Source organism: Streptomyces enissocaesilis, from assembly GCF_039533765.1.
Taxonomy (GTDB): domain Bacteria; phylum Actinomycetota; class Actinomycetes; order Streptomycetales; family Streptomycetaceae; genus Streptomyces; species Streptomyces enissocaesilis.
The window spans coordinates 1-26,722 of the sequence record NZ_BAAAUD010000058.1; the positions used below are offsets into that span (position 1 = coordinate 1).

Below are 26,722 nucleotides of genomic sequence, written 5' to 3' on the forward strand. Positions count from 1 at the left end.
CACGCCAAGTTCGTCCCTGGTCATTTTCAGGCAACTTCCCGGAGCCTGATCGGAGCAGCAGCCGTCACTCAGCGTGCGCGCATCACGGAAAGCGAGCCAGAACCGAAACCCGTGAAAAAGCCAGGGTGTGGGCGGGGGTGTCCGACTCAGCCGTGAGGGCACCGGACAAGTCGGGCCGTTCAGGCAGCCGGCTGGGGGTCCGGCGAAGCGCCTGCACGACCGGGCCCCCGCGGACGGACAACCGGTCGTGACGCGTGGTCTGCCGTATCTGTCCGGGCGGGCGGCCTGCCCGGACCGCGGGGCCGTCTTCCCGGTGGCTGAGCGAGGCCACCCGGTTTCATCGGGCATGGCCCACTGCTTCACGTGCGTATCCTCCCGACCGGCCACCGCTGGTCCGGTCTCCTCGCGGAACTGCCGTGCGCCGGCCGGTACGCGCGGTTTCCTCGACGGAGCGCACGGCGTCCTCCTCGTCGTCGGCCTCACCGGGCGCGTGGCGGCTGATGCCTGCGTCGCTGTTCTCCCGTTTGGCCAGCAGGTATCCCATCTCCGTGCGGTTCTTTGCCCCGAGTTCCGTCTTGAGGCGTGCCACGTGTTCCGCGGTGCTGCGCAGTGACAGCCCGAGCCTTTTGGAGATGTGCTTGTCGGGATGCCCGTTGATCAGCATTCTGATGAGCGCCTCACGGAACGGCATGCCCACTTCGGCAGCTGCTCGCGCCGCGTGGGTCGGCTGGAAGGGGTGGCCGACCGCTCGCGTCCAGTGACGCTCGTACATGTCGACCAAGAAGGAGACGGCGACGGGCTCCCTGATCACCACCCCCCGCGCATGGGGATCCAGCATCGAGATGAACGCCGCGGACCGGTCGACGATGATGAGCTGTCTGAAGAACTCCTCCAGAGTGCGCACCTTTCCGCCCGCGATGCAGATGTCCAGGGCGAATCGTTTCACCGACTCATTGAATCGAGTCGTGTGCTGACATATGACTCCCACGCTCACATGGCGATCCATGGCGGGCTGCAACGCTCGTGACAGGTCCTGAAGAACTTCCTGAGGAAACTGGGCCCCCGGCAAAGCAACGAGAACCTCGCTTTTCGCGTGAGCGATCTCGTGGCTGACGGCTTGGGATCCGGACCTCTGCCGGTCCGCTCCGTCCGGTGTCACCGGCGGCCGGTCCGCGGCTGCCGGCAGGTCAGGTCTTGATCGCACCACCGACAGGAAATCGAGGGCGCGCTCTTCCAGGTCCCGGCCCAGCGCCCCGGCCACCGAGTGATAGGCGATCCGGTCGAGAACGGGGACGAACCCCCAAGGTGTTCCCTGCAGCAGTCCAAGAGAGGTCATCTGCTCCATCAGCGACGGGTCGTGCTGCGTGGTCAAGCCTCCCTGGGACAGAGCGTCGTGAAGGACTCGCCATGCGGATGACGCGGTCTGGCCGGCTTCCATAGCTTTTCCCTTCCCACTGCGTGGTGCCGTCGCGCCGGGCAGATGACCAGTCGTGGGTGCTGCCGAGGTGCGAACCGGTGCTGGAGACGGTGTGAGACGCGGACCTCCAGGCGGTCCCTGCCGGCAGGAGAGTCCGACGGGCCGGAGAGCGCGGTGATCCGTCGGCGGCCGGAGGCGTGCAGATGGCTTGCCACGGCGTGAGCGCCCTCGAGGTCATCCGTCATCACGCGGGCGACGCGGCGGCTGACGCCTTCGGGCCGTCCGTACAGGACGGTCGGGAAAGCGCCCTGACCAACCAGCCAGTCGGGGAGAACGTCGAAACGATGAGGGATGAGCAGGACTCCCTGCACGCGGCGCCCTGCGATATGCCGGTCCAACTGGCGTCGCCGGGCCTTCCCCTCCTCCGTGCCGGTGAACACCACTTCCACGCTCATCTCGTGCCGGGCCAGGGCGCGGACGCAGCCGCGGAGGATCTGGAGGGAACCGGACTCTCCTGGGAAGGGCGTCCTTGACTCGGTGATCACCGCCACCACGGAGCCTGTCTGCCGGGTGACCAGGCGGCGCGCCTGCCGGTTGGGGATGTACCCCGTGGCGTCAATGGCGTCCTCCACGGCTCGTTGCGCCGTGGGGCTGACGTGACGCGCGCCGTTGAGAACCCGGGAGACAGTGCCGTGGGAGACGCCCGCGACGCGAGCCACCTCATGGATCGTGGGTTCGCGCTTGCGGGGGGAAGCACTGACCACAACACCCTCCTCCGCCCGGCCCGTCGACCTGTGCACGTTCACAGTCGCCTCAGAGAGAGTAAGCGCTTACCGAAGAGATCAAGCTGCTTTTGGCCAGGAGTGGCCGCTACCTTCCGTTCGCAATCGCCTTCGGGGCATCGCGCTGCGTGATGAAGGTCGTCGGTGAGTGGTTCTCGTCGCGCCGCGGCCGGGCGGGTGGGGTGGTGTGCCTACGGCATATGGCTGACGGCAGTTCGGGGCGGTTGTCGCTGGTCAGTACGGGGTGGGTGGGGGGATATGAAAGTTTTGGACGTATATGTTCTGCGGGTCGGCGACGAGTCGACGGCGCGGATGGGGGGAGGGGGCTCCCGAAGTCGGGGCCGCTTCGGAAGGTGTCTCATTCAACTGCCTGATTGATCATGGATGGTTGACAGGAGTTCGCACCGGAGGCTTCGGTTTCCGGGGCCCGCGTCTCACCCTCGACCGGTGGTCCTGACGTAATGGCCATCGGGGTCACGTTTCATCAATCAGGAGCACCACATCTTCACCGGCACCCTGCGCGACAACTTGCTTCCGGCCCGAACGGGGGCGGACGAGGCCGAACTGTACGGCGCCCTGAAGGCGGTCGACATGGCCGCGTGGGTGCGCGGACTGGAGGACGGGCCGGACACCGAGGTGGGCCGGGGCGCCCTGTCGCTGACCCCGGCCCAGGGCCAGCAGGTGGCGCTGGCCCGGCTGATCCTGGCGGACCCGCACATCCTGGTGCTGGACGAGGCGGCCTCGATGCTGGATCCGGGCGCCGCACGTCATCTGGAACGATCGCCGGCCCGGATGCTGGAGGGCAGAACCGTGATCGCTGTCGCCCATCGGCCGCAGACCGCCTGCGACTCCGATCTGATCGCAGTGGTGGAACACGGGCGGACCACGGAGGCGGGCGCCCACCGCCGGCTGATCGCCGCAGACGGCCCCTGCGCGGAGCTCTGGCGCTCCTGGCACGGCGGCGACGGAGAGCGGTCCCGGGCTTAGCCCGCCGCCCGCGCGACACCGACGGGCTCGGGGGCACGGGCTGCGCGGATCCGGTCAGGACTTCTCGAATCCGAGGTCGGGGGTGTCGGTGAGCAGGACGCGATGGCCGGTCGTGCCGTGCAGCTCCAGCAGAACGAGGCCGTTGGTGCCGGAGCGCAGGAGGGGCGCGGGAACGTACAGGGCGCGCTGCGGGCCGCGGTTCCAGTAGCGGCCGAGGTGGAAGCCGTTGATCCACGCCTGGCCCTTGACCCAGCCGGGCAGGGACAGAAAGGCGTCCGCGGGGGTGTCGACCTCGAAGGTGCCGTGGTGGAAGGCGGGCCCGGCGTCCGTGTCCGTGCCGGTCGGGGCCAACGGCACGGCGCCCGGGTCATCGAGGGGGAGGGGGTGGCAGTCCCAGCCGTACAGAGCGGTGCCGTTGAAGGTGACCGGTCCGAGCAGGCCCTTGGGCGCTCCGATGCGCGGCCCGTAGTTGACCCCGCCCATGTTCTCCACGAGCACGTCCAGCGTGGCCCCGGGGCGGGGCATGCGCACGGGCAGGGTCTCCTCGTGCCGCTCGCGTTCGAGTACGCCGGCGGGGGCGCCGTCCACGAACACCTGGGCGCGGTCGCCGACGCCGCCCGTGAAGTGGAGCAGGCCGTCGCCCGCGGCAGGGACGGTGGTGCGGTACAGCACGTATCCGGCCCGCTGCCCCAGTTCGTCCATCGTGACCGGGGCGTCGGTGCGGACGGCCTCGGCCAGGGCTCCCACGTGAGGCAGCAGCGCGGCCCGGCGGTCCAGGACGACGGTGGTGGGCGGAAGTTTGGCGCCCGCCGCCGGGACGGGCTCGTCGGGCACCGGTGAGTGGCGGGCGATCACTTCACGGAAGGCGTGGTACTTGGGACCGGGGTCGCCGCACTCGGTGAGAGGGGCGTCGTAGTCGTACGAGGTGACCGTGGCCGAGTAGGCGTGGTCGTGGTTGGCCCCGTTGGTGAAGCCGAAGTTGGTGCCGCCGTGGAACATGTAGATGTTGACGGACGCGCCCGCCGCGAGCAGCCGCTCCAGATCGGTGGCGGCGTCGGCCGCGTCGCGCACATGGTGCGGCTCTCCCCAGTGGTCGAACCAGCCGATCCAGAACTCCGAGCACATCAGGGGCCCTTCGCCCTGGTGGGCCCGCAACTGGCCCAGGCTCTGGTCGACCCGGCTGCCGAAGGTGCCGGTGGCGAGGACACCGGGCAGGCTGCCGGCCATCAGGTGTTCGCGGTTGGCCTGGTCGCAGGTGAACAGCAGTTCCTCGACTCCGCGCGAACGCAGCGCCCGCTCCAGGTGCTTCAGGTAGCTGGTGTCGTCACCGTAGGCGCCGTACTCGTTCTCCACCTGTACGGCGATCACCGGGCCGCCGGAGGCCGCCATGTGCGGCAGGAGCGGGGGCACCAGGAGGTCGAGGTAGCGGTCGACCGCGTTCGTGAACCGTGGGTCGTTGCTGCGCAACCGGATGTCCGGATCCGACGTGAGCCACGCCGGCAGCCCGCCGCCGTCCCATTCGGCGCAGACGTACGGTCCGGGGCGCAGCAGGACGTGCAGCCCTTCGGCCCGGGCCAGTTCCAGATAGCGCGGCAGGTCGAGGATGCCGTCGAGCGCGAGGGCACTGCCGGGGTCGGGCTGGTGGAGGTTCCACGGTACGTAGGTCTCCACCGTGTTGAGCCCCATCAGCCGCGCTTTGCGCAGCCGGTCGGCCCACTGCTCCGGGTGGATCCGGAAGTAGTGCATCGCGCCGGAGATGATCCGGAACGGCTCGTCGCCGAGCAGGAAACCGTCGGACGATGTCGTCAGGGCAGGCATGCGGGGCTTCCCTTCAGCCGGGGAGTGCGGATCCGGCGTGATCGGTGGGTGCGGTCAGCGGGTCGTGGTGGAGCGTGTGGAGCGGATCAGCCAGAGGGTCACTGCCAGGCAGACAGCCGAGATGGCGCCCAGCAGGAGCGGCACCGCGCGGACACCGGACCACTCGATGGCCTTTCCCAGTGCCGGTCCGGCGACCACGCCGCCGACCATGGACGCGGCGATCACCAGGGCCCCGGCGCGCCGGGCCCGCGGGGCCGCCTCGTTCAGCCAGGGCAGACCGGTGGGGAAGATCGGGGCGATGAACAGCCCGACACCGGCGTAGGCGTAAGGGGCGAGTTCCGGCACCGTCGCGAGCAACAGGCAGACCGTCATGCCCGCGCACGAGACCGTGATGATGGACTGGGCCGAGAAGCGCAACGCGATCGGGGCCACCAGGAACCGGCCGACGGTCATCATCAGCCAGTACACGGAGGTGGCGGTCGCGGCGATCCCGGCGCCGTAGCCGACCGTCTCCAGATGGGTGGGCTCCCAACCGCCGACGCCTGCCTCGATGCCCACGTGCAGGACGTAGAGGGTGACGAACATGGCGAGCACCGAGCCCAGACTGCGGCCGAGGACCTGCCTGTCGGCGGTGTCCGCAGCCGCGGAGCCGCCGGGCTGCGGTGTCCGGTTCCGCACGCCCCGCAGGCACAGGAGCAGCGGCAGGTTGGCGAGCGCGAAGCCGACGAAGATCGCCGGGTAGCCGGCGGCGCCGACCGCGCCGACGAGCGCGGGGCCGAGGATCGCGCCGATGCCGAAGTGGGCGTTGAGGACGTTCAGCATGGCGGTCGAGCGGTGGCCGAACCCGGTGGCGAACAGTTGGTTGAGCCCGTAGTCGATGCCGCCGAAGCCCAGCCCGGCCAACAGTGCCATGGCCAGGGCGAGGGGCCAGTTCGGCGCGAGGGCGAATCCGGCCGCGCCGACGGCCATGAGCAGGTAGGAGGCGCCGAGGATCTGCCGGTTGCCGACCTTGCCGAAGAACCGGTCGAACAGCAGCACCCCGGCCACACCGCCGATGAAGTGGGCGCTCAGTCCCAGCCCGGCGGCCGAGGGGGAGAGGCCGAACTCCTCGCGGAAGGCCGGGATGGCCGGCCCGTACAGGGCCTGGAGCGCGCCGATGAGCACGAAGCCCACGCAGGACGCGACCACGGCGGCGGAGCTGAACACCGGTGCGCCGGGCGGCTCCTGCGTCGCCGCGGTCCGCTGTACGGTCGGTTGGTCGCTCACGTGCTCTCCAGATGACGGCCCACGATCTCGTGGGCGAAGGACATGATCGTTCCCTGCGGGCTGATGCCCGGCGCGCCGGGGAGCACACTGGCGTCGCACAGGTACAGGTTGGTGAACCCGTGCGGTCGCCCGGCCTCGTCGCAGACGCCGCCGCGCTCGGGCAGGGCCATGGGGCAGCCGGCCATGCCGTGGACGGACACCAGCTCCCAGTCGCCGGGCCGCACGCGCGCGCAGTACGCCTCGACGTCGGCGTCCGTGCGCAGCGGTCCGGCCGCACCGGTCGGCGGCAGGAGTTCCACGGCGCCCGCCGCGAACAGCAGCTGCGCGGTCCTGCGGAACGCGAGGCGCAGGGCGTGGTGGTCGGCCCGGGTCATGCCGTGCCGCAGCAGCGGGGTGCCGCCCACGATCGCGGCGATCCCGGCGTACCCCTGCATGCGCACCTGGGTGGTGAACATGCCCAGGTGCGCGCGGGCCGAAAGGAATTCGTCGACCAGGTGCGGCTCGCGGCCCGCGAGCGCGGCACCCAGTCCGCCGGGCGTCAGGTTGGACGGCATGACGAGCATGCCGAGCGCGGAGTGCTCCTGGACCTGGGCGGTGAACATGGTGCCGCGTACCGCGTCGACGACCCGCGGGAACCGGGCGATGGTCCGCAGGTTGAGGTGCAGCGCCAGCCGGCGCCCGGCGGTACGCCGGTGAATGCCGCTGCGGCGCAGCAGCACCGGTGTGCCGATGGGGCCGGCGGCGACGAACAGGGTGCGGGGGCGGTAGCGGACACGGCGCCCGTCCGCGCCGGTCGCCTCCACACCCCGCACCACCCCCTGGCGGTGGGCGATCCGGTCCACCCGCACGCCGGGACGGATGCGGGCCCCCAGCTCCTCCGCCCGGGGCAGATACGTCAGTGCCATGCTCTGCTTCGCGCCGCTCGGACACCCGGTGGCACACTGGTTGCGGTGCTCACAGCCGCGCACCACACGCTGCGGATGCTGCCAGCGCCAGCCCAAGGACTCGGCGGCGCGCGCCAGCAGCCGCGAGTCCTCGTTGCCGTCCCCGTGTTCCTGCACGATCATGCCGAGGCGCCGCTGGACGTCGGCGAAGTGGGGCCCGAGGGCCGGCGCGCGGTAGCTTCCGTACCCCGACCAGGCCGCCCAGCGGTCCAGCACCTGGGGCGAAGGCTCCCACAGCAGGCCGCCGTTGACCACTGTGGTGCCGCCCACGACGCGGGCCTCACCGTAGGCGATGGTGGGGGTGCCGAACACGGCGGTCGCCCCGCCGTTGCGGTACAGGCGGCGCATCGACTCCGCCGGACTGGCTTCCAGCAGATCGCGGGTGCCGACCCGGGGGCCTTCCTCCAGGACGGTCACGGACCGCCCCGCGCGGGCCAGTTCGAGCGCTGCGACACTTCCTCCCGCACCGGACCCGACGACCAGGGCGTCGCACTCCACCTCGGTGGTCCGGTCGGTGCGCCGGGCACGCGGGTGTACCGGTCTCATCCGGAGCTCTCCTTCACGTGTGCGACACGCGGGGCGGTGCCGTCCAGGGCGCCGTAGAGCGCCAGAGCCGTGGTGGCGCGCAGCAGTTCACCGCAGCCCGGCAGGGAGCGGAGCCGGCCCGCCGCCCCGCGCACCACTTCGGGGGCTGCGCGGTGCACGCTCTGGCGCGTGAGCGCGTAGAAGGCGGCGGGCAGAAGCCGCAGTGCCCCGGCGATGGCCCACCGGTATCCCGCCGGCATGCGGTTGATGCTCCCGGTGGTGTGCCGGACCGCCCGCTCCCGTGCCGGAGCGGGGCGCAGCGCTTCGTACTGTGCCGCCCAGCACGCCGGAAGACCGGAGGCGCGCAGGGCGTGTTCGGTGAGGATCAAGGGGTCACCTTCTCCCGCACGAGGCCGGCCAGGAGGCGGGCGGCGCCCTGGTCGAGCACCNGCGAGACGACGAGGGCGATGGCGCGGTTGGAGCCGAAGAAGGTGAGGACGCCGTGGTCGCGGTACAGGGCGGCGACCACGGCGCCGGTCAGCAGCTTCGGCACGGCCTGCGGGTCCTTGGCCACCGACGTGGGCAGCAGCGAGCGCACCGTGTCCGGCACGTTCGGGCCCGGGGTGAGGAACACGCCGTGCAGGGCGCCGCGCCCCTTGACCTCACGGACCAGACGGGGATGGCGGGCGGCGAGCTCGGCCAGTCCCCGGGTGAGGTGTTCGCCCAGTTCGCGGGCGCGTCCGGGAAAGTCCTCCTCGACGGCGATGGCCACGGCTTCCATTGCGGTCGCGGTCTCCTCGCCGAAGCCGTAGTACGTCGTGCTGTGCAGGGTGGCGTCGGACAGGTTGTCGTACGCGGCACGGAAGACCGGTTCCCGGGTGACGTAGGCGGATATCGAGGCTTTGCCGCCGCCGAACGACTTGGACGTGGTGACGATGTCGGGCACCAGGCCGGGGTGGTGCATGAAGTGGAACAGGGCCCCGGTTTTGCCCCAGCCGGTGTACACCTCGTCGAAGACCAGGATGATGTCGCGTTCGGTGCAGATCCGTCGGAGCTCGCGCAGGAACTCCGGGGAACACTCGCGGAGGCTGGAGGCGCTGAACGGTTCGATGACGACGGCGTACACGTCGCTCTCGCCCGAGGCGGTGGTGTGCCGGTCCAGGGCCAGGCGAAAGGAGCCGAGATCGTCATAGGCGAAGGTGTCCGTGCCGGGGATCTGCGGGTAGGGGAAGTGGATCTCGGGGGAGGCGGTCAGGCTGCCGGCGCCCAGGAGCTTTCCGTGGAAGGCGATGTCCGTGTGCAGGATGGTGCCGCGGCGGCCCCGGTGGTATTTGTAGGCGAGTTTCACCGCGCCTTCCACCGCTTCCGCACCGGAGTTGGGGAAGTAGCTGATGTTCAGGTCCCCGGGCAGCAGGGCCGCCAGATTGTGGCTGAGCGCGGCCACATAGGGCGAGAGGTAGTTCTTGTGCACCTCCATGCGCTGTGCTTCCTGGAAGCGGCGCCGCGCCGCGAGGACACGCGGATGGTTGTGCCCGTGGTTCAGGACACCGACACCGCCCGTGAAGTCGAGGATGCGGCGGCCGTCGCGCAGGTGGATCCACGCCCCCTGGGCGTGGTCGACCTGGTCGCGGCCGAATCCGAAGGAACCGATGAGGGAGACCTGGCTGCGGCTGACGTGCCGGCGGTACAGGTCGTGCACCTGCTCCGTGGTCATCGCCTCGGCCTGGCCGAGCGTCATGAGATCAGTCATTCCGACTCCCGAACGGGGTGGGCGGAGGCAGCGGAGGAGAGGCGGTCGGCGATGAGGAGCCCGGCCCGACGGCCGTCACGGACGGCGTAGTTGGTTCCGCGGTCCTCGGGGAAGACCTGCGCCATCCCCGCGAGGTACAGGCCCTCGACGCGCGACTCGACCGGCGGCATCACACGCGTGTAGTGCGGAGTGATCACAGGCTGGGCGTACTCGGCGCGCCAGACGTGGTAGCGCTCGACCCAGCCGCGGTCGAAACCCGGGAACATGCGCTGGATGTGCGGCAGGCTGTACTCGAAGACCTCCTCGTCGGACATCCGGTACAGCTCCGCATCGGTCGGCAGGTACTTCGAGAGGTAGACGATGTGCTTGCCGTCGTAACGCCCGGGGTCGTCGAGGTTCGTGTGCTCGATGACGCCGACGTAGGGGAAGTCGGGATCGTTGACGTTGAGCCAGTACGTGTCGGACAGCCGGCGGTTGTTCTCCAGCACCAGGCAGACGTTGCCCAGGTACTTGACGGCCGACCAGCGCCGCCTCAGCTCCGGCACCGCCGGGTGGTCCGCGCCCTCGTGGTCCAGCAGCGCGCCGGCCAGTTGCGGGGCGGCGGTGACGAGGACCTGGCGGGCCGGGTGGAAGACCCCGTCGGCCGTCACCCCGCTCACCCCCGCGTCCTCGGTGTGCACGGCCTCGGCCGTCACACCGGTGCGGATGTCGACGCCCAGGGACGCGAGACGCTGCTGAAGCGCCGTCAGCAGGGCCTCGCAACCACCCTTGACGTAGTACAGGGTCTCCTTGCCGGAACGGGTCCGGCTGCCCCCGCGCAGATGCAGCTTGGTCCACATCCAGGTGGCGCCCACCTGGTCCGCGTACTTCCCGAACTTGCCTTCCAGCAGCGGCCGCCAGACCACCTCGTACACCCGCCGCCCGCCGAGCGACACCAGCCACTCCTCAGCGGTGCGCGCCTCCAGCTCCCGCCAGTGCTTCACCCGCTGGGCACGCAGGGCCAGCAGTCCCAGGCGGAACCGGTCCCGCAGCGGCAGCGGCGCGAAGCGCAGCAGATCCAGCGGGGCGGAGAGCCGGTAGACCGAATTGGCGTAGTACATGCCTGTGCGGGTCTCATGGGCTTCGAGCAGATGGGATATCCCCAGGCTCTCGCACAGCCGGATCATCTCCTCGTCGGAGGAGAACCAGTGGTGGTAGAAGCGCTCCAGCCGCTTGCCCTCGCCGATGTCGAAACTCGCCGCGAGTCCGCCGATGCCCTCCTCCCGCTCCAGGACGCGTACGCTGCGACCCTTCCCAGCCAGTTCCAGCGCGGCCGCCAGGCCGGTGAAACCGGCCCCGACGATGACGACGTCCACGGGCGCGGCGGACACAGAGTGCGTACTCACAGGACGACACGCTCCTTCGTCGGCAGGGGCCGGAGGGCCGTTCCGAGGTGTTCTTCGACGACGTAGTGGGGGCGGCCCTGGGCCTGGCGGTACAGGGCGTGCAGGTACTCGCCGATGGCTCCCAGCGCCAGTGCCTGGGCAGCGAACGCGCCGGGCCTGACGAGTAACTTCGGATCACGCCTGACAGCGGCGGCGGCCGTGCCGCACACCAGCGCGGCGGCCCCCAGGTAGGTGGGCAGGCGCAGGGGCGCAGCCGATCCGACCAGTAGTCCGCTGCGGGCCAGGCCGAGCATTCTGCGCAGGTCGTACTTGGACTCACCGGCCAGCCGCGGATCGCGGTCGTAGGCGACGCCGGTCTCCGGCAGGCCGAACCAGCTCACCGCGCCGCGCAGGTAGAGATCCTTCTCGGGCAGTTCGACGAGGAGCGCGACCACTTCGCGGTCCAGCAGCCGGAAGTCACCGGTGTCCAGGGCCGGGTCGTGCTCCGAGAGCGCCTTCAGCATGCGGTAGTACGCGAAGGCGCTCAGCCTTTTGAACACGGATTCCCCCGCGCGACTGCGGCGTCGGGCGGACACGACGGACCAGCCCTCACACCACAGGGCCACCATTTCCGCGATGAGTTCCGGCGGGTCCTGCAGATCGGCGTCGATCACGACGACCGCGTCGCCCGCGGACTCCCGCAGGCCGGCCAGGCAGGCCGCCTGGTGGCCGAAGTTGCGGCTCAGCTTCACGCCCCGCACCGTGCGGGACCCCTCCGCCAAGGACTCGACGATCTGCCATGTTCCGTCGACGCTGCCGTCGTCCACGTAGATGTGCTCGTACTCGAAGCCCACCAGCCGGTCGAGGGTCCGAGCGAGCCGGGCATGAGTGTGGGCCAGGACCTCCGCTTCGTTGTAGCAAGGCACGACCACGCTGAGCATGGGGCACCGCTGGTTGAAGACGCGTCTCTTGTGCGGCACAGCACAACCTTTCGCATTTCGATAGCGGTCACCGTGTCGGCCGACGGTTTCGGACGGTTTCCTGCAAGCGGAACGTACCCGGCCCACGCAAACCCCTTCATGGACTTGCAGGAAAATGCACTGCGAGTTCATGAGGGGTTCCCTGTTCATTCGTGTCCTGCATGATCGGGGCCTGTGGTCATGCCGAGGCATCGGGGGCGGGACATGGAATATCCGGAGAGCGAATAAATCGGGCCCGTAGCGGGCTGGGCCACAGTGCGCCGGCGTGTAATTCTGCCGCGACTCCATTACGCAGGATCGCGCACGGCGGAGCTGGTCACGTTCGACGGTCTCCGGAACGGCCGGGAACACCTCGCGCTCATCCGGGAGTCGGACGAGACCATGCCGTTGGTGCGCATCCATTCCGAGTGCCTGACCGGCGACGTCTTCGCCTCGACGCGCTGCGACTGCGGAAAGCAGCTCCAGGAAACGATGGAACCGATGGGCCGAAAAGGCGGGATCCTGCTGTACATACGGCAGGAGGACAGGGGGGTAGGTCTCTGCAACAAGTATCGACGCCTATTCGCTGCAGCCCGCCGTCGCCGACGCCCTCGCGAGTGAGTGACCGGGATTTTCCGACCGCTTGTCGGAAGCCGTCGAACAGGTCAACGCCCGGTCGCGGATCAGCTACCACTTGGGCGAGAAGTACTCCGGCAGCGAGGCCCGGGCCCCGAAGGCCGCGGTTCCGGATCGGCCGGCGGACGCCCGCCCCGTGGCAGAGCCGGACGCTCACATCGTTCTTCCGTTCCGTGACGCCGGCCTCGCGGGAGAGCGTCCGGACAACCTCGTCAACTGCCTCTCGGCCCTGCGCGACCAGTCGCTCCCGCGCAGCCGGTACCTGGTGACGGTCGTCGAGCGCGACGCCCGGCCGCGGTGGCGCGAGCGACTCCGGCCGCTCGTGGACGAGTGCGTCCATGCCTGCAAGGACGCGGCCTCCGACCGGTCCTGGAGCCTCAACGTGGGGGCGGTCATCGTGGGCGGGGACGGGCACCGCACCGGCCACCGGCCACTCTCGCGAGACCGGCTCCCACCAGAACCTCAAGGACCACAGCGAAGGCTGGCCGCTGGAGCTCGACGCGCTCAAGACGCGTGCGGAACAGCCCTCCGCATGACGGAAGAACGTCCCGGCGCCGCCGAGGCCGTCCACAGCGCCCTCGGTGCACTGGCCGACCCTCCAGGGGACCCCCTGTGGCTCAGGGTTTCCTCGCTGTCACCTTCCGTGCGCCACTCGGCCCGGTGAATGACCGGCCTTATGCGTGGGAACTCTGTTATGGAAACATTCAATCGCCTATCGTCTTTTTGTCCGTTACCTTCCGCCGTCCGCCGGGGTGCGACCGCCTGGCCCTCACACTGGAATGCCATGCCGAGTCACCGAACCCTCCCCGCGGCACTCGCCGCCGCCCTGGCCGCCCTGGTCGGCTGCTCCGCCGGGGCCGAGGCGGCGAGCGGCCACGGCAGCCCTGCGGCCACTCCGGCCGCGGTCTCCTCCGTGAACGCGACGACCACTCCGGCCGCCGTGTCCCCGGTCCCGGGCGCCGTCGCGGCTTCGACCGCCGCGCCCTCCTCCGTCGCCGCCGCGCCGTCGCCCGAGCCTTCGCCGCCGAAGAGCGAGGCGCGTACCCGGCCCGCCGTGCTCGCCATCCCCGAGATCGGCCTGGAGGACCTGCGCGTCGTCCCGTACGAGGGCACCACCGACGACCGGGCCGGCACGCGGATCCAGGACAAGGGCTTCGCGGCCAGCCCGTACGGGGACAAGGGCGGCGTCGGCCCCGGCGAGATCGGCAACTATCTGGTCACGGCGCACCGGCTCACCGCGGGCGGGCCGCTGCGCGACCTTCCGTCCCTGGACACCGGTGACTCCGTCTTCGTCGCGGCAGGCGGCGTGGTGCACGAATACCGGATCACGGAGACCAGGAAGACCTCATTCCGGTCGGAGCGCTCTTTGGCCGAGCAGCGGGCCGCGGTCCCGGGCGAGCCGGGGAAGAAGCCCACCAAGGCGATGATCACGGTCTCCACCTGCGCGACGCCCGAGGACAACGCCGCCGGAAACTTCTGGCGTGACGACCGCGGCAACCCCGAGCACCGCATCGACAAGGTCGGCGTCCTGGTCTCCTCGAAACCCGGGGCCGGCGCATCGAACGCCTCCTAGTGCAGGACTGTGGAACGTTCGGTGCAACCCCTGATCGAGGATGTGCCGGTGGACCGGCCGGCCCACGAGCCCGGACTGAGGCCGAGGTCCGACCGGCTTGCACTCAGACCGTCGGCCCACCACCTCCCATGGCCGTGGGCCGGTCTCGTCCGACGGTTGAGGACAAGGTGGTCCCCGAGCTGCTCGCTCCTGTGGCGCACATTCTGACCAGCGCGGACCACCTCCACCGAGTTCTCACAGGGTTCGGGCGCATCCCTGCCGCGCGGCTCTTGGGCCTCCTCGCCCTCCCGGTGAACGATTTCGTACGCACCCTCACAACCCCCCGCGCCATGCCACCCTGGAGCAACACCCGGCCTGGGACGCCGACGGGGCGGCGTACGCCGACGCGGTGTCGGGGTACACCGCCCCGGGGCGGGAGGAGTTGCGGGAGGCAGCCCGCGCGCTTACTTCGGGTCGCGGTTGAACAGCGCCGTCGACCAGCGGTAGCCGAGTGCGATCAGGCCGACGCACCAGGCGATGGCGATCCACCCGTTGTGGCCGATCCCGGTACCGAGCAGCAGGCCGCGCAGGGTTTCGATGGCGGGGGTGAACGGCTGGTACTCGGCGATCGGCTGGAACCAGCCGGGCATGGTGTCGGCCGGGATGAAGGCGCTGGAGATGAAGGGCAGGAGGATCAGCGGCATCGCCATGTTGCCGGCTGCCTCCGGGTTCGGGCTGGCCATGCCCATCCCGACCGCGATCCAGGTGAGGGCCAGGGCGAACAGTGCGAGCAGTCCGAGCGCCGCCAGCCATTCCAGGGCGGTGGCGTCGGTGGAGCGGAAGCCGATGGCCACGGCGACGGCGCCGACGAGGACCAGGCTGGCGAGGACCTGGAGCACGCTGCCGACGACATGCCCGATGAGCAGAGAGCCGCGGTGGATCGCCATCGTGCGGAAGCGGGCGATGAGGCCCTCGGACATGTCCATGGAGACGGAGATCGCGGCTCCGATCACGGTGGAGCCGATGGTCATCATCAACAGGCCCGGGACGATGTAGGCGATGTAGTCGGAGCGGTCGGCGCCGGCGCCGCCGATGCCCGCGCTCATCACGTCGCCGAAGATGTAGACGAAGAGCAGCAGCAGCATGACCGGCGTGAGCAGGAGGTTCAGGGTGAGGGACGGGTAGCGGCGCGCGTGCAGGAGGTTGCGGCGCAGCATCGTCGTCGAGTCGCGGACGGCGAGGGACAGGGTGCTCATCGGACGGACTCCTTGGACTGGTGGGGAGCATTGCTGCTGGTGAGGGCGAAGAAGACGTCGTCGAGGTCGGGGGTGTGCACGGTCAGCTGGTCCGCCTCGACGCCGGCGGTGTCCAGTCCGTCGAGGAGGGAGCGCAGCTCCCGCTGGCTGCCGTCGCTGGGGATCTGCAGGGTCAGCGCCTCGTCGTCCCGGGTGACCTCGCGCAGTACGTCGGCGGCGGACCGGTAGGCGGTCGGGTCGGTGAAGCGGAGCCGGACGTGTCCACCGGGGACGATCCGCTTGAGCTCCTCTGCGGTGCCCTCGGCGGCGATCCTGCCGTCGTTGAGGACGGCGATGCGGTCGGCGAGCTGGTCGGCCTCCTCCAGGTACTGGGTGGTGAGGAAGACGGTGACGCCGCCGGAGACCAGCTCGCGGATGATCTGCCACATGGTGTGCCGCGAGCGCGGGTCGAGGCCGGTGGTCGGCTCGTCGAGGAAGATGATCCGCGGATCGCCGACCAGCGTCATGGCGATGTCCAGGCGGCGCTTCATACCGCCGGAGTAGGTGGAGGCGGGCTTCTTCGCCGACTCCACCAGGTCGAAGCGCTCCAGGAGTTCGGCGGCGGTACGCCGTCCCTCCCTGCGGGAGAGCTGGTGCAGGTCCGCCATGAGGAGCATGTTCTCCTCGCCGGTGATCAGCCCGTCGACGGCGGAGAACTGCCCGGTGACGCCGATCGCGGCACGCACCCCGCCCGGTGACGTGGCGACGTCGTGGCCCGCGACCTGGGCCTGTCCGCCGTCGGCGGTGACGAGGGTGGACAGGATATTGACGGCGGTGGTCTTTCCGGCGCCGTTCGGCCCGAGCAGTGCGAACACGGACCCGGCCGGGATGTGCAGATCGATACCGTCGAGGACCGTCTTGTCACCGTACGACTTGTGCAGACCTACGGTGGAGACGGCGGCCGGCGACGGGTGACCGTCGCCCTGCTTGGATGTGGGCATGACAAAAGAAGGCATGGGCCCTCCCGTTCGAAGGCTGAAGTGGCTGGGGGAGTGAGTGGGGTGAGGCCGGTTCTTCCGGGGTCAGGGCTTGGCGCGGCGCACGTCGATGTTGCCGTAGCGGGTCCGGGCGCGGACCTCCACGGTCTCCTCGGTCTTCTCCGGGGTCTCGGAGGTGGTGAGCGTGTTGCGTACCTGCCCGTGGCCGGAGCTGACGTCGAGCCAGGCGGCGGTGCCCTCACGGATGCCGACCTCGATGGCGCCGTAGGAAGTCTCCAACTGCACGCTGCTGCGGGCCACTTCGCCCACGCGCAGGGTGCCGTGGGCGGTGGTGGCGACGACCGGGCCCTCGGCGCGCGCGATGTCGATGTCGCCGTTGGCGCCGCTCACCCGCAGGTTGCCGGTCGCGGTGCCGACGGTCGTGGTGCCGTGCGAGTTCTTCAGGACGGCGGGGCCGTCGACGGTGCCGACGCGCAGACTGCCGGAGCTGGTGGTGATCTCGGCCGTGCCCTCGATCCGGTCGACGGTGATCGAGCCGTGGGAGGCGGTCAGCTTCAGCGGGCCCGTCGTGTCGAGGCGGACGTCGCCGGACGAGGTCTTCACGCGGACCTCGCCGAGCCGGCCCTCGCCGAGCACCTGGGCCCAGGCACCGGTCATGTCGATGTGCGAGCCCGTGGGCAGTTCGACCGTCACGTCGACGGTGCCGGTGCGCCCCACGAGATAGCGCTGCTTGGGCGTCCTGACGGTCAGGACGCCGCTGGCGTACGTGACTTCGGTCTGGTCGGCCGTCCGGACGTCCTGGTCCTTCTTCGGGTCGCGGGGCCGCACTTCGACGACGGTGTCGAGGCGGTCGCCTGCGGTGAACTGGATGGAACCGGCTTCCACGTGCGCCGTGGCCGAGATCGGTTCGGGAGTGTCGAAAGAAGGCATGGCTGTCCCGTCCTCTTGGGTCTTCAGGGCGTCCCCGCTCGCGGGACGTGGTGTGGGTGAAGCGGTGCGGGCGGGGCGCGGCTAGCGCACCCAGCCCGTGAAGCTCTGTCCGACGGTCTGGGCCTTCTCCGTCGTACGCGGCCGGGTGCCGCCGTCGACCGCGGCCGACACGGCGCGCACCAGCCACGCGTTGACCGACAGGCCCTCGCGGCCCGCGGCCTCCTCGGCGCGGGCCTTGAGGTGGGCCGGCAGGCGCAGGTTGACGCGGGCGGTGCCGCCCTCTTCGCCGTCGGCCGGGACCTTGAGCGGTTCGACGGGCGCGGCGGGCTCCGCGGGAGCGCCGCCGTCGGTGGGCGGCAGTGTCACCACGAAGTCGGGGTCGAGCCCGCGCAGCCGTACGTCGACCGAGCCGGGGGCGAGTTTGCGGGTGATCTCGTCCGTCGCGGCGGAGAGCACGTTGAGCATGGTCAGCCGGGCTGCCGACTCCAAGGGGGCGGTGAGCCTCTCTGCCAGCTCGCGGGCTTCGTCGCCGCCGGCTTCGGCGGCCACCGCGAGTTCGCGGCGGAGGGTGTCGACATACGAGGTGAGGTCCATGACGCCATCATGGCACCACAATGGCGCAGCGTGCAAGCCGCGAGGTGGCATTGTTGGATCGGCGGCCCGCCGGGTAGCTCTGACCTGCGGAAACGCGCTAGTGCTCGGCTGGGTGATTGTGGCGCCATGCGTGCTCATGTCCTTTCAGGGGTGCGGAATGGCGCCATGTGGCGCCAGGGGCGTGCCACCCCGATGCCATGTGATGCCACAAGGGTGGCCTGCCTCCGCCTCGCGGTCTGCCGCCGGGCCGGGCCCACCCGAGGCGGCGGCGTGATCGGGCCCGCCCGGCCAGGGCCTGTGTGAGGTCGTGGCCGAACGCGTCGGCCCGGATCCGCCCGTGCGCCACCGTGGCCGACGTGCCACCGTGGCCGCTGTGCCGACGTGCCGCCGTGCCGCTGTGCCGACGTGCCGCCGTGCGGGGAAGGGGGACAGCCCTCCAGCGGCTGCCCCGGCCGCGGCCCGCGATGGCCCCACAGGGAGATGCACCGAAAAGACGGCGGGTTCCGCTCGTGGCGGGCCGTGTGGTCCGGCCGGTGTCGTGGTGCCCTCCATGGCATCTCCGACCGTGCGAGGGCTGCGGAAGGACCGGTGGCCCTGGGCGTCGGCCGGTTCTCACAGGGGTCGTCGGCCCCGCCCGGTGCGAGACACCCGGATGCGTTCTGGTGGGCGCGGACGATCGGTGGCGTTGGTCCGCCGGTGACCCGGGAGGTGGCCGTGCGGCGGTCATCCCTGAAGCGCTGCATGTTCTCGGCCAAGCGCTGCGAGGGGGGATCTTCACAGAAAGATCACTCGATAGTGCATATGGGCCACATGGGGAGGACTCGGCGGTCACACTCGGATCGCGTCATGGGCCGAACACCGCCCGACCCCTGCTCTGTGCCAGCCGGCCGAGGCAGGGCGGGCATTGCCGTCCAGGGGGACATGCTGTGACACATCGCGACGGCTGCGGGCCGGGCCTGACCGGGGATGCTCTCGCTCTGGTGGCCGGCCTTGCCGATCTGGCCGTGTCGGGGGTGGGCAGCGCTCTGGGAGGCATCGGCGCTCTGCTGCGCCGAGCCGACCTGGGGGAGCTGCTGGCTGATGGTCAGGAGGAGGCCAAGGCGCGCGGGCGCCTGGTCCTGGACCGGTACGCGGCCACGCCGCCGGCCCACCTGGAGGTGCTCGCTCGCACCGTCACCGCCCGCACCGTCACCGCTCACGCCCGGGCGGAGAACGGCAGTGAGTGAACGTGCCGAGCACGCCGGACTGAAGAAGCGTGTCGACCAGGTCATCGACGAGTTCGTTACCGCGGAAGCTCAGGCGCTGGCCGACATCGATGCCTGTCTGGCGATGGTCGCCGAGCAGCTGCACGCGGCGACGGAGCACGGCAAACGGTTCCGGGCGGCGTTCTGCTACTGGGGCTGGCGCGGGTCCGGCCAGCCCGACAGCGAGGCGCTGGTACGCGCCGCCAGTGCGATCGAGCTGGTGCACGCGGCCGCCGTCGTCCACGACGACCTGATCGACCGCAGCCGTACCCGGCACGGCCGGCCCACCGCGCACATCGCACTGCGCGAGGCGCTCACCGACCGTACGCGGCCGAAAGCCGGTGCCCGGGCCTTGGCCATGCTGACGGGCAATCTGCTGATGTCGCTGGCCGGCCAGTTGTTCACCACCTGCGGCCTGCCCGGGGCCTACCTGAGCAGGGCCCGGCCCCTGTGGGGAGTACTGGCCCGTGAATTGGTGGCGGGAGAGTGCCTGGAGATCCTGCGCACCGGCGCCGAGCCGGATGCGGGCGCCTCGGTGAAAGTCATCCGTTACAAGACGGCCAAGTACACCGTCGAACATCCGCTGCACATCGGCGGCCTCCTGGCCGGCGCCCCGCCGCGGTTGCTTGAGGCGTACAGCGGCTACGGCCTGCCGCTGGGTGAGGCATTCCAGCTGCGCGACGACCTGCTGGGCCTGTTCGGCGACCCGGCACGAACGGGAAAGAACCCGGCCGACGACCTGACCGGCAACCGGCCCACCGCCCTGATGGCCCACACCCTGCAGTCCGCCACCCCAGGAGAGCGCCGCGAACTGCACTATCTGCTGGGACAGGGGAACCCGAGCGAGCAGCAGGTGGAGCGGGTACGGGAGATCGCTCGCCGCACCGGAGCCGTCACCCGCGTCGAAGACATGATCATCACCCGGCTGCGTGAAGCCCGCGAGATTCTGGCCGACGCCGACCTGACCGCCGAAGCGCACCACGCCCTGTCCGGCCTGGCGGCATTCGCCACCGCCCGCCACCACTGACCGCCGCACCCCCGGGAGCTGCACCGATGACCTACACCCAAGCATCCATGGACGCGCTCCGGCTGGCCGGCGACGAGCTGGCGGACGCGACCGTGGCGACGTTGTTCGAGCGCGGCGAGGTGGGCAAATTCAACTCGCTCATGCGGTATGTCTCCACCGTCGGCCAGGAGTTGCCCCGGGGCCTGCCGGAGGTGGCCCGCGCGTACCTGCACGAGAGCAGCGCGCCACCGGCATGGGTGGACTGGGGCGAGATGGAGAAAGCCCGGCTGTTCTTCATCGACAACAACGTGCACATCTCCACCGCCCTGTCCTTCGCCTCCATGCCCGCCTGCTACGTCCTCCCGCACGTCGCGAAACTCCTGTCGGCCACCCATTCGCTGAAGTACCCGTCCAAGCGCATGGCCGAGACCGGGCAGTTCACCGTCTACCTCATGCAGCCCGACGCCTTCGAAGCCGGCAGCCGGTTCATCCCGGCCGCCCAGAAGGTCCGCCTGCTGCACGCCTCCATCCGCCACCACCTCGAGCGCGAGGGCCGCTGGGACATCGCCGGCCTCGGTACGCCGATCTGCCAGGAGGACATGATCGGCGGGCAGATGATGTTCTCCGTCCAGGTCCTCGACGCCCTGCACCGCCTCGGCATCCACATGAGCACCGAAGGCGCCGACGCCTACTACTACGCCTGGCGGGTCGTCGGAGCCATGCTCGGCGTCGACCAGAACCATGTACCCGAGGACCTCCAGGCAGCCCGGGAGTTCTCCGACCTGTACATGACCCGACACATGGGACCCAGCGAAGAAGGCGCCCAGCTCACCCGCCAGCTCATCGGCCTCTACGAAGAAGTCGTTCCCGGCACCTTCTTCGACCCCGTCGTCGGCGCCCTCATCCGTTACCTCATCGGCGACACCTGCGCAGACTGGCTCCAAGTGCCCCGCACCTCCTGGGACACGGCAGTCAAAACCGCCCCCGCCCTGCTCAACATCTTCGAGACGATCGAGGACCGCTCCCCCCTGGGAGCCTGGGCCCTGGACCGCCTCGGCCACTTCACCACCCTCCTCGAACTCAGCTCCCTCACCCGCGGCCGCGTCATGCACTACGCCATCCCCGAACAACTCAAGAAGGACTTCGGCGTCAGCAGCACCGTGCCGCCCACAAGCCGCTGGACCCCGCCCCCGGCAACCATCAGCGGGTAGCGACAGCTGCCTCCGGAACGGCAGCGCCTCCTTGGTTCCCACAGTGGTGCCCCCGAAGGCGTCGAGGCTGCCGGTGTTGCGGTCCCAACCGCTGCTCCGGGGGAGCCGCCAGGCCATCGACACGAAGCCGGAGCAGTCCGGGCGGTACTTCTCGCCGGTGACCGACGCCTTGGCGTCGGCCTGGTCCTGGCCGTAGATGACGCCGTAGGTGTCCGTCCACCACTTGGCCCGTTCGAGTATCTCGGTCCGGGTGATCGAACCGCCGAGCGTGGACGATGCCGCGGTGTACGCGGTGGTCGGAGCCGCGACTTCGGAGATCACGGTGGTGCCGACCGCCGGGCTGTCCAGGGCCAGAAGAGAGGCGAGGGCGGAGGTGACGCGTCTGAGCGGAGTGCGCATGGGAGCTGTCCTTCTCGCTGACCACAGGGGCAGAGTCGCCTCGGCAGCGTCACGGCCGACAGGTCTGCAGCAACGGCTCCCGGCGCGAGTACGTGCGTACTTGTGCCGCTCGGGGTGGAGGCGAGCGCCGAGGGGTGGCCGCGCTGCGTCCGGCAGGCTGAAACTGACCGCCCGACGCGGATCGCCGTGCCCGGTGCATATGCGGAACCGATGCCGCTGCTGCCGGACCGTGCCCACCTCGCACCAGCAGTAACACCCGAGGGGCACGCCGCGGCCCCGCCGGTTGCCCCGGCCGGAGGGGACGCCGGATCCGGGTCCGCACCCGCGCAATTCAGCCAAAGGCGCGTGTGGTGAGTTCAGTGGAGCTCAATCGGGAACCCGTATCTGCGCACGGGTCGGGCCGTCTTCGTGGCCCGGCAACCACCCCGCACACGTGTGAGTCCGGGAGTCGAGAATGGGAAATTCCGAGGACGCGTTACGGCAGAAGGCATCTTCCGGCGGAGCCGACCTGCTCATCCGAAGAAGCTCTGAGGCAAGGCGCGGAACGGGTTTCTGTCCAGACGGACCGTCGGGTTATGCTCAGCTTTTCTCGGAAGGTTTGCCTTCCCCGCCTTCTCGGCCTTCACGTGTACCGGTGCGCGGTGGGGATTGTCTGGCTAACTCTTATCAATCCCTTCACCGCCTTTCCGGCGCGCGGGCGGATCGGTGAGGTGAAATGCCTGATGACATAGGAAAACCGCTTTTGCGCGAACCATTCACGGATGATGATTCGAAGGCGCTTGTGGTGCGATGCCGCCTTTCGCGGACTCTGGTCGGGCGAGGGGCTGTGGCTTGCAGGCGTGCAGATCGCGAACCTGGTACTTCCGCTGACTGCGGTGACCGTCCCCGTCGCCGGTCCTCGGCAGGACGGGCTGTGCGTCGGCCTGATCGGCGGCACCCCGGGGCTCCGGGGCGGTCCCGTTCCGCTACCGACGGCCGACCGGCCCCGGCCGTCCCCGGAGGGGCCGCCACGCGACCGGCCGTTGCGAAGACCGCCTCGCGGCGGCTCCCCACAGAGCCGCATGAACTTTCGCCGGCCGGGCTTCGGCCGACGGGGGAGGGGCGTGCGTCCTTCGTGTCCATGGAGGAGTCAGTGGTACGTGCTCTGATCCCATCGGCGACGGGCGCGCCGGATATGGGAATGACATGCGCATGAATACACAGGCGGGTCTGCCCCGTGCGCCGACCGAGCGGTTCGTCACCGAACCTCTTCGACGAGATGCCGTCCCTGCCCACGCTGGGCGCCGGGGACAGCTTCTCCGGCGTCGGCGGCCACTCACCGCAGGCCACACGCGCAGCAAGCCGGGCCGGTAAAGAGGTTCGGCAGCAAGCCCGGCGTCCGGGCGCTGTACGGCAACGTCACCGTGTGGGCGGTCGCGGCCGTGGTGGACGAGAAGACAGGTTGAGACAGGTTGAAGGAACGGTATGACGATGAAAGAGCTCCCCATACCCAGGGATGACGCAGAACGGATTCCCCCGCTCGGCCCCGACAGCACCGCGACGCCGCGTTTCCGTGCCCATGCCGGCCCGGGATCCGCCCACTCCTCTCTCACGCCGTCCCGTCTCCTCGGTGACGGCCGGCCGGCCTACGGCACCAAAGTGCCGGGTTTCGGCGGCGACCGCGGACCGGTCGGCCCCATGACCGGACTGTCCGGCCGATTACGCCGCGACCCTGCCACAGGTGTACCCGGACGGAGAGTTTCAGCTGCTCGGCCGCTCACTCGGCGGACTCGTCGCCTTCGGCGCGGCATGGCGGCTCGTCGCGGCCGGAGCGCATGTCAGGCAGGTCGTCATCCCGGCCACTACGGGCACAGAGCCGGCCGCCGGCCTGGGCAGTCTCCTGGCCGGTGCGGCCGGACGGAACGCGACCCACACGATTTCCCCGTCGCGACGACATGCGTGTTCATTCCTTTGAGTGCGGTGGAAGCAGCAGCTGCCACCCTTTCTCGCGGGGAGCGGTTCAAGCGAAGAGTCAGTACGAAGGAATGGCCGTTTCGGTCGGAGCGAAATTGATGAGATTCACCGGCCCGCACCTCTTGCTAAACCTTGGGCGGCACTCCTAACGTATACCGCATGACCCCGCGCCAGAATTATTCGACGGGGCAACGCCGAAGAAAACTCCGGCACATTCCTTTGCGCTGCCAGATCTGCACCTGAGGCACTTTTGTGGATCGGCTCCAACAAGCCGACCCTTCGGGTGGAAGAAGAGCTGCGAAAGCCCTCTCTCGTTCCCTCCGGCCGTGTGTCATGGCATATCTTCATCGATACCGCACTGCAGATATCGAGGCCTGCGCGAAAAGCAGCTTTCGTACACCCGGAAAATTTCTCGATTGAGGAGTGATGGCATGTCCTTAACGGGCGGAAACCTCTTGGGAACGTCGAAGATCGAACTGCTTGACTGCACACTGCGTGACGGCTCCTACGCCGTCGACTTCCAGCTGGACGAGACCTTCGTGACCAACCTCCTCATCCGGTTGAACGAGACCCCGGTCACCAGGGTGGAGGTCGGTCACGGACTCGGGCTCGAGGCGGAGCAGACCGGGATCAAGGCCTGCAACATCGACCACCGCCGCTGGAGCGAGATCGCCGCCTCCACGCTGACGGACAAGCCGTGGGGCATGTTCGCCCAGCCGGACTTCACCCGGTTGGAGACCGTCGAGGAACTGTGCAAGAAGGGGATGTCGTTCGTCCGCGTCGGAATGGAGCCGGACAAGGTCCCCGACAACCTCGACTACCTGCGACGGGCCACCGAGGTGTGCGGCCAGGTGTACCTGAACCTCATGAAGTCGAGCGCGACCCCCGTCGACCAGCTGGTCGATTTCCTCGAGGGAATCTCCCCGGCGATCGAGGGCGTCTACGTCGTGGACTCCTACGGCGCCATGCTCCCGGAGGACGTGCACAGCTACGTGAGCGCGGTCAGGCAGCACTACCCGGTCGTCGGCTTCCACGGCCACGACAACCTCGGGATGGCCAACGTCAACAGCGTCACCGCTTTCCAGGCCGGCGCCACCGTCGTGGACGCGACGCTCAATGGCATCGGCCGGGGCTCGGGCAACGCGGCGATCGAATCGCTGGCAGGCGTCATCAAGCTGGAGAGGGGCGACCTGTTCGACTACCAGGAGCTGGCGAAGCTCGCCGAGTACTCCCGGACCAACATGGACGCCATCCGCGAGGACCGCACCATGCAGGTTCTTGGCGCGGTGATCGGTATCCACTCCGGTTTCTTCCCGCTGGTGGAAGAGCTGGCGGAGGAGTACCACGCCGACCCGGCGCGACTGATGGAGACAGCGGTCAAGATCGCCGAACACAGCCCGGGCAAGGCCGACTTCCGTACCGCGGCGAGCCGCATCACCGCCTAGGCCGCGCCCCGGGGGGCGTGCCCCTCTCCGACCGACCGTCGAACAGGAGAAGCACCATGAGACTGGCCAGGACCGCCTCAGCCGCGGGTGGGCACGAGATCGTCGTGAGCCACCGCGACAGGTGGCTGCCGCTGAGGAGCCTTCGCGGCTTCGAGGACGTCACGCGGATCGGTGACATCGCCGGCGCGCGGGAACTGCGTGAGCTGGGCGAGGCCGTCGAACGCCACGGGGACGGCGTCGATCCCGTGGGCCTGGACCTCAGGTCGGCCGCCACCGTCGCCGACCACGGCACGGACATCTGGGGCGCCGGCCTCAACTACCGGCGCCACTCCGACGACCTGGACGCCCAGCAGCCGGCCTCGGGTCCCGGTTCCTACCTGCGGCCGGCCGGCTGCCTGGTCGGCAACGGCGGCCACATCGAACTGCCGACCCAGTCCAAGCGGGTGACCGCGGAAGCCGAACTGGGACTGGTCATCGGCACGGCGTGCAAGAACGTCTCGCGGGAGGACTGGCGGTCCGTCGTGGCCGGCGTCACCGGCGTCCTCGACATGACCGCCGAGGACGCGATCCGGGAGAATCCCCGCTACATACCGTGGGCCAAGGGATTCGACACGTTCTGCAGCATCGGTCCGATCCTGGTGACCGTGGACGAACTCGGCGACGAACTCGGTTCCGTCCGGATCGCCACGGTCCTCAACAACGAGACGATCGCGTCGGCCACACCGGCCGACATGCGGTACGACCTGGGCTATCTCGTCGAGTACTTCACCGCAGGGCGCACGCTCGCACCCGGAACGGTGATCTGCACCGGCACACCGGGCGCCGCGGTGATCAACCCGGGCGACACGGTCCAGGCGGTCGTGGAGGGAGTGGGCACGCTCACTCACCCGGTCCGATAGCACTGTCGCGGAACACCACCACAAGTCTGAGGGTGATCATGTACGACCTGGAGGGCAAACGTGCGCTGGTGCTGTGCGGCACCCGGGGGATCGGCCTCGGTGTCGCGCGGTGCCTGGCGCGCCACGGCAGTTCGGTGACTGTCTCCGGCACCGACGAGAGCCGGGCCGCCGAAGTGGCCGCAAGCCTGCCGGGGAGCGGAAACGCGTCGTTCGCCTGTGACTTCCATGACCCGGCCGACGTCGGCGGGAAGGTTGCCGCCACCGGGCCCTACGACATCATCCTCCTCAATTCCCCCGGAGCCGCCCCCGGCACGGTCGACGAGCTGTCCGCGGCGCGGCTCCGGCAGGCGATCGACCTGATGTTGCTGTCGCTCCACAGCGCCGTCGAAGCGGGCCTGCCGTCGATGAAACGGAAGGGCTGGGGGCGTCTCGTCGCCGTCACCTCCAGCTCGCTGTCGACACCCATCGGCGGCCTGGCCGCGTCGTCCGTCGTGCGGTCGGCGCTGCAGTCCTACCTGAAACTCCTCGCGGACAGCACGGGCCGGTTCGGCATCACGGTCAACCACGTGATCCCCGGCAAGGTCGACACCGACCGGTTGCGGGCGGTCGACGCGGCCACCGCCGGAAGACTCGGCACGGACGTCGACGCGGTGAGAGGGGCGGCGTTGGAGTCGATACCGCTGGGCCGCTATGGAACGCCCGACGACATCGGCGAACTGGTGGCGTTCCTCGCGAGCGACCGGGCGGCCTACATCACCGGCACGGGCATCCGGTCCGACGGCGGATACGACAAATCGATCTGAACGAC

The 26,722-nt window shown here is 69.7% G+C and carries 22 protein-coding genes and 2 pseudogenes; 11 read left to right on the forward strand and 13 right to left on the reverse strand.

Annotated elements, in window-relative coordinates; translation table 11 throughout:
• Positions 1 to 337: 337 nt before the first annotated feature.
• On the reverse strand, positions 338 to 1,372 hold the full coding sequence (locus ABD374_RS29825) for a hypothetical protein (RefSeq protein ID WP_344499438.1): 1,035 nt from the start codon (positions 1,370 to 1,372) through the stop codon (positions 338 to 340).
• Positions 1,369 to 2,223: a LacI family DNA-binding transcriptional regulator gene (locus ABD374_RS34755; protein WP_425577389.1), complete on the reverse strand. Its 855-nt coding sequence runs from the start codon at positions 2,221 to 2,223 to the stop codon at positions 1,369 to 1,371. Before ABD374_RS34755 ends, ABD374_RS29825 begins: the two co-directional genes overlap by 4 nt.
• Positions 2,224 to 2,682: 459 nt before the next feature.
• On the opposite strand from ABD374_RS34755, the pseudogene ABD374_RS29830 reads away from it, so the two are divergent.
• Positions 2,683 to 3,186 (forward strand): annotated as a pseudogene (locus ABD374_RS29830) (ABC transporter ATP-binding protein); the annotation flags it as partial.
• A gap of 54 nt (positions 3,187 to 3,240) precedes the next feature.
• Here ABD374_RS29830 and ABD374_RS29835 read toward each other — a convergent pair.
• The 7 genes from ABD374_RS29835 to ABD374_RS29865 all read right to left on the reverse strand — a co-directional run bounded on the left by ABD374_RS29835 (position 3,241) and on the right by ABD374_RS29865 (position 11,833).
• Positions 3,241 to 5,004, reverse strand: coding sequence for a glycoside hydrolase family 35 protein (locus ABD374_RS29835; RefSeq protein ID WP_344499440.1), 1,764 nt, complete (start codon positions 5,002 to 5,004; stop codon positions 3,241 to 3,243).
• A 54-nt stretch (positions 5,005 to 5,058) separates the two neighbouring features.
• Complete coding sequence (locus ABD374_RS29840; RefSeq protein ID WP_344499442.1) at positions 5,059 to 6,270, reverse strand: MFS transporter; 1,212 nt, start codon at positions 6,268 to 6,270, stop codon at positions 5,059 to 5,061.
• Positions 6,267 to 7,760 (reverse strand): GMC family oxidoreductase N-terminal domain-containing protein, encoded by a 1,494-nt coding sequence (locus tag ABD374_RS29845; RefSeq protein WP_344499444.1) that lies wholly within the window; start codon positions 7,758 to 7,760, stop codon positions 6,267 to 6,269. The genes ABD374_RS29840 and ABD374_RS29845 overlap by 4 nt, the downstream gene beginning before the upstream one ends.
• Positions 7,757 to 8,128: a hypothetical protein gene (locus ABD374_RS29850; protein WP_344499446.1), complete on the reverse strand. Its 372-nt coding sequence runs from the start codon at positions 8,126 to 8,128 to the stop codon at positions 7,757 to 7,759. The genes ABD374_RS29845 and ABD374_RS29850 overlap by 4 nt, the downstream gene beginning before the upstream one ends.
• A complete protein-coding gene (locus tag ABD374_RS29855) occupies positions 8,125 to 9,489 on the reverse strand; it encodes an aspartate aminotransferase family protein (RefSeq protein ID WP_344499447.1) in 1,365 nt (454 codons plus the stop codon). The genes ABD374_RS29850 and ABD374_RS29855 overlap by 4 nt, the downstream gene beginning before the upstream one ends.
• Positions 9,486 to 10,874 (reverse strand): NAD(P)/FAD-dependent oxidoreductase, encoded by a 1,389-nt coding sequence (locus ABD374_RS29860; RefSeq protein WP_344499451.1) that lies wholly within the window; start codon positions 10,872 to 10,874, stop codon positions 9,486 to 9,488. Before ABD374_RS29860 ends, ABD374_RS29855 begins: the two co-directional genes overlap by 4 nt.
• On the reverse strand, positions 10,871 to 11,833 hold the full coding sequence (locus ABD374_RS29865; protein ID WP_344499453.1) for a glycosyltransferase family 2 protein: 963 nt from the start codon (positions 11,831 to 11,833) through the stop codon (positions 10,871 to 10,873). The genes ABD374_RS29860 and ABD374_RS29865 overlap by 4 nt, the downstream gene beginning before the upstream one ends.
• Before the next feature lie 255 nt (positions 11,834 to 12,088).
• On the opposite strand from ABD374_RS29865, the gene ABD374_RS29870 reads away from it, so the two are divergent.
• The 3 genes from ABD374_RS29870 to ABD374_RS29880 all read left to right on the forward strand — a co-directional run bounded on the left by ABD374_RS29870 (position 12,089) and on the right by ABD374_RS29880 (position 14,021).
• Complete coding sequence (locus ABD374_RS29870; protein ID WP_344499455.1) at positions 12,089 to 12,433, forward strand: GTP cyclohydrolase II; 345 nt, start codon at positions 12,089 to 12,091, stop codon at positions 12,431 to 12,433.
• Positions 12,434 to 12,455: 22 nt separating this feature from the next.
• Complete coding sequence (locus ABD374_RS29875; protein ID WP_344499457.1) at positions 12,456 to 13,112, forward strand: hypothetical protein; 657 nt, start codon at positions 12,456 to 12,458, stop codon at positions 13,110 to 13,112.
• Positions 13,113 to 13,232: 120 nt separating this feature from the next.
• On the forward strand, positions 13,233 to 14,021 hold the full coding sequence (locus tag ABD374_RS29880; protein ID WP_344499459.1) for a class E sortase: 789 nt from the start codon (positions 13,233 to 13,235) through the stop codon (positions 14,019 to 14,021).
• Positions 14,022 to 14,464: 443 nt separating this feature from the next.
• Here the strand turns inward: ABD374_RS29880 and ABD374_RS29885 are convergent, their stop codons facing one another.
• The 4 genes from ABD374_RS29885 to ABD374_RS29900 form a co-directional block, all read right to left on the reverse strand.
• Positions 14,465 to 15,256, reverse strand: a complete 792-nt coding sequence (locus ABD374_RS29885) for an ABC transporter permease (protein ID WP_344499461.1) — start codon at positions 15,254 to 15,256, stop codon at positions 14,465 to 14,467.
• Positions 15,253 to 16,236, reverse strand: coding sequence for an ATP-binding cassette domain-containing protein (locus ABD374_RS29890; RefSeq protein WP_344499463.1), 984 nt, complete (start codon positions 16,234 to 16,236; stop codon positions 15,253 to 15,255). The genes ABD374_RS29885 and ABD374_RS29890 overlap by 4 nt, the downstream gene beginning before the upstream one ends.
• Positions 16,237 to 16,317: 81 nt before the next feature.
• Positions 16,318 to 17,163, reverse strand: a complete 846-nt coding sequence (locus tag ABD374_RS29895; protein WP_344499465.1) for a DUF4097 family beta strand repeat-containing protein — start codon at positions 17,161 to 17,163, stop codon at positions 16,318 to 16,320.
• A gap of 81 nt (positions 17,164 to 17,244) precedes the next feature.
• A complete protein-coding gene (locus tag ABD374_RS29900; protein ID WP_344499467.1) occupies positions 17,245 to 17,757 on the reverse strand; it encodes a hypothetical protein in 513 nt (170 codons plus the stop codon).
• A gap of 926 nt (positions 17,758 to 18,683) precedes the next feature.
• On the opposite strand from ABD374_RS29900, the gene ABD374_RS29905 reads away from it, so the two are divergent.
• The 7 genes and pseudogenes from ABD374_RS29905 (at position 18,684) to ABD374_RS29930 (ending at position 26,717) form a co-directional block, all read left to right on the forward strand.
• Positions 18,684 to 18,983, forward strand: coding sequence for a polyprenyl synthetase (locus tag ABD374_RS29905; RefSeq protein WP_344499469.1), 300 nt, complete (start codon positions 18,684 to 18,686; stop codon positions 18,981 to 18,983).
• A complete protein-coding gene (locus ABD374_RS29910; RefSeq protein ID WP_344499471.1) occupies positions 18,976 to 20,028 on the forward strand; it encodes a polyprenyl synthetase family protein in 1,053 nt (350 codons plus the stop codon). The genes ABD374_RS29905 and ABD374_RS29910 overlap by 8 nt, the downstream gene beginning before the upstream one ends.
• Before the next feature lie 26 nt (positions 20,029 to 20,054).
• Complete coding sequence (locus ABD374_RS29915; RefSeq protein WP_344499473.1) at positions 20,055 to 21,218, forward strand: oxygenase MpaB family protein; 1,164 nt, start codon at positions 20,055 to 20,057, stop codon at positions 21,216 to 21,218.
• Positions 21,219 to 23,325: 2,107 nt separating this feature from the next.
• Positions 23,326 to 23,571: pseudogene (locus tag ABD374_RS34760) on the forward strand (thioesterase domain-containing protein); the annotation flags it as partial.
• Positions 23,572 to 24,001: 430 nt separating this feature from the next.
• The gene (locus ABD374_RS29920) at positions 24,002 to 25,015 is read left to right on the forward strand and encodes a beta/alpha barrel domain-containing protein (RefSeq protein ID WP_344499475.1); all 1,014 of its coding nucleotides are present in this window, start codon (positions 24,002 to 24,004) and stop codon (positions 25,013 to 25,015) included.
• 56 nt (positions 25,016 to 25,071) lie between these two features.
• Complete coding sequence (locus ABD374_RS29925) at positions 25,072 to 25,914, forward strand: fumarylacetoacetate hydrolase family protein (RefSeq protein ID WP_344499477.1); 843 nt, start codon at positions 25,072 to 25,074, stop codon at positions 25,912 to 25,914.
• 38 nt (positions 25,915 to 25,952) lie between these two features.
• Positions 25,953 to 26,717 carry an SDR family oxidoreductase gene (locus ABD374_RS29930; RefSeq protein WP_344499497.1) on the forward strand — a complete coding sequence of 255 codons (765 nt, stop codon included), beginning with the start codon at positions 25,953 to 25,955 and terminating at the stop codon, positions 26,715 to 26,717.
• Positions 26,718 to 26,722 lie beyond the last annotated feature (5 nt).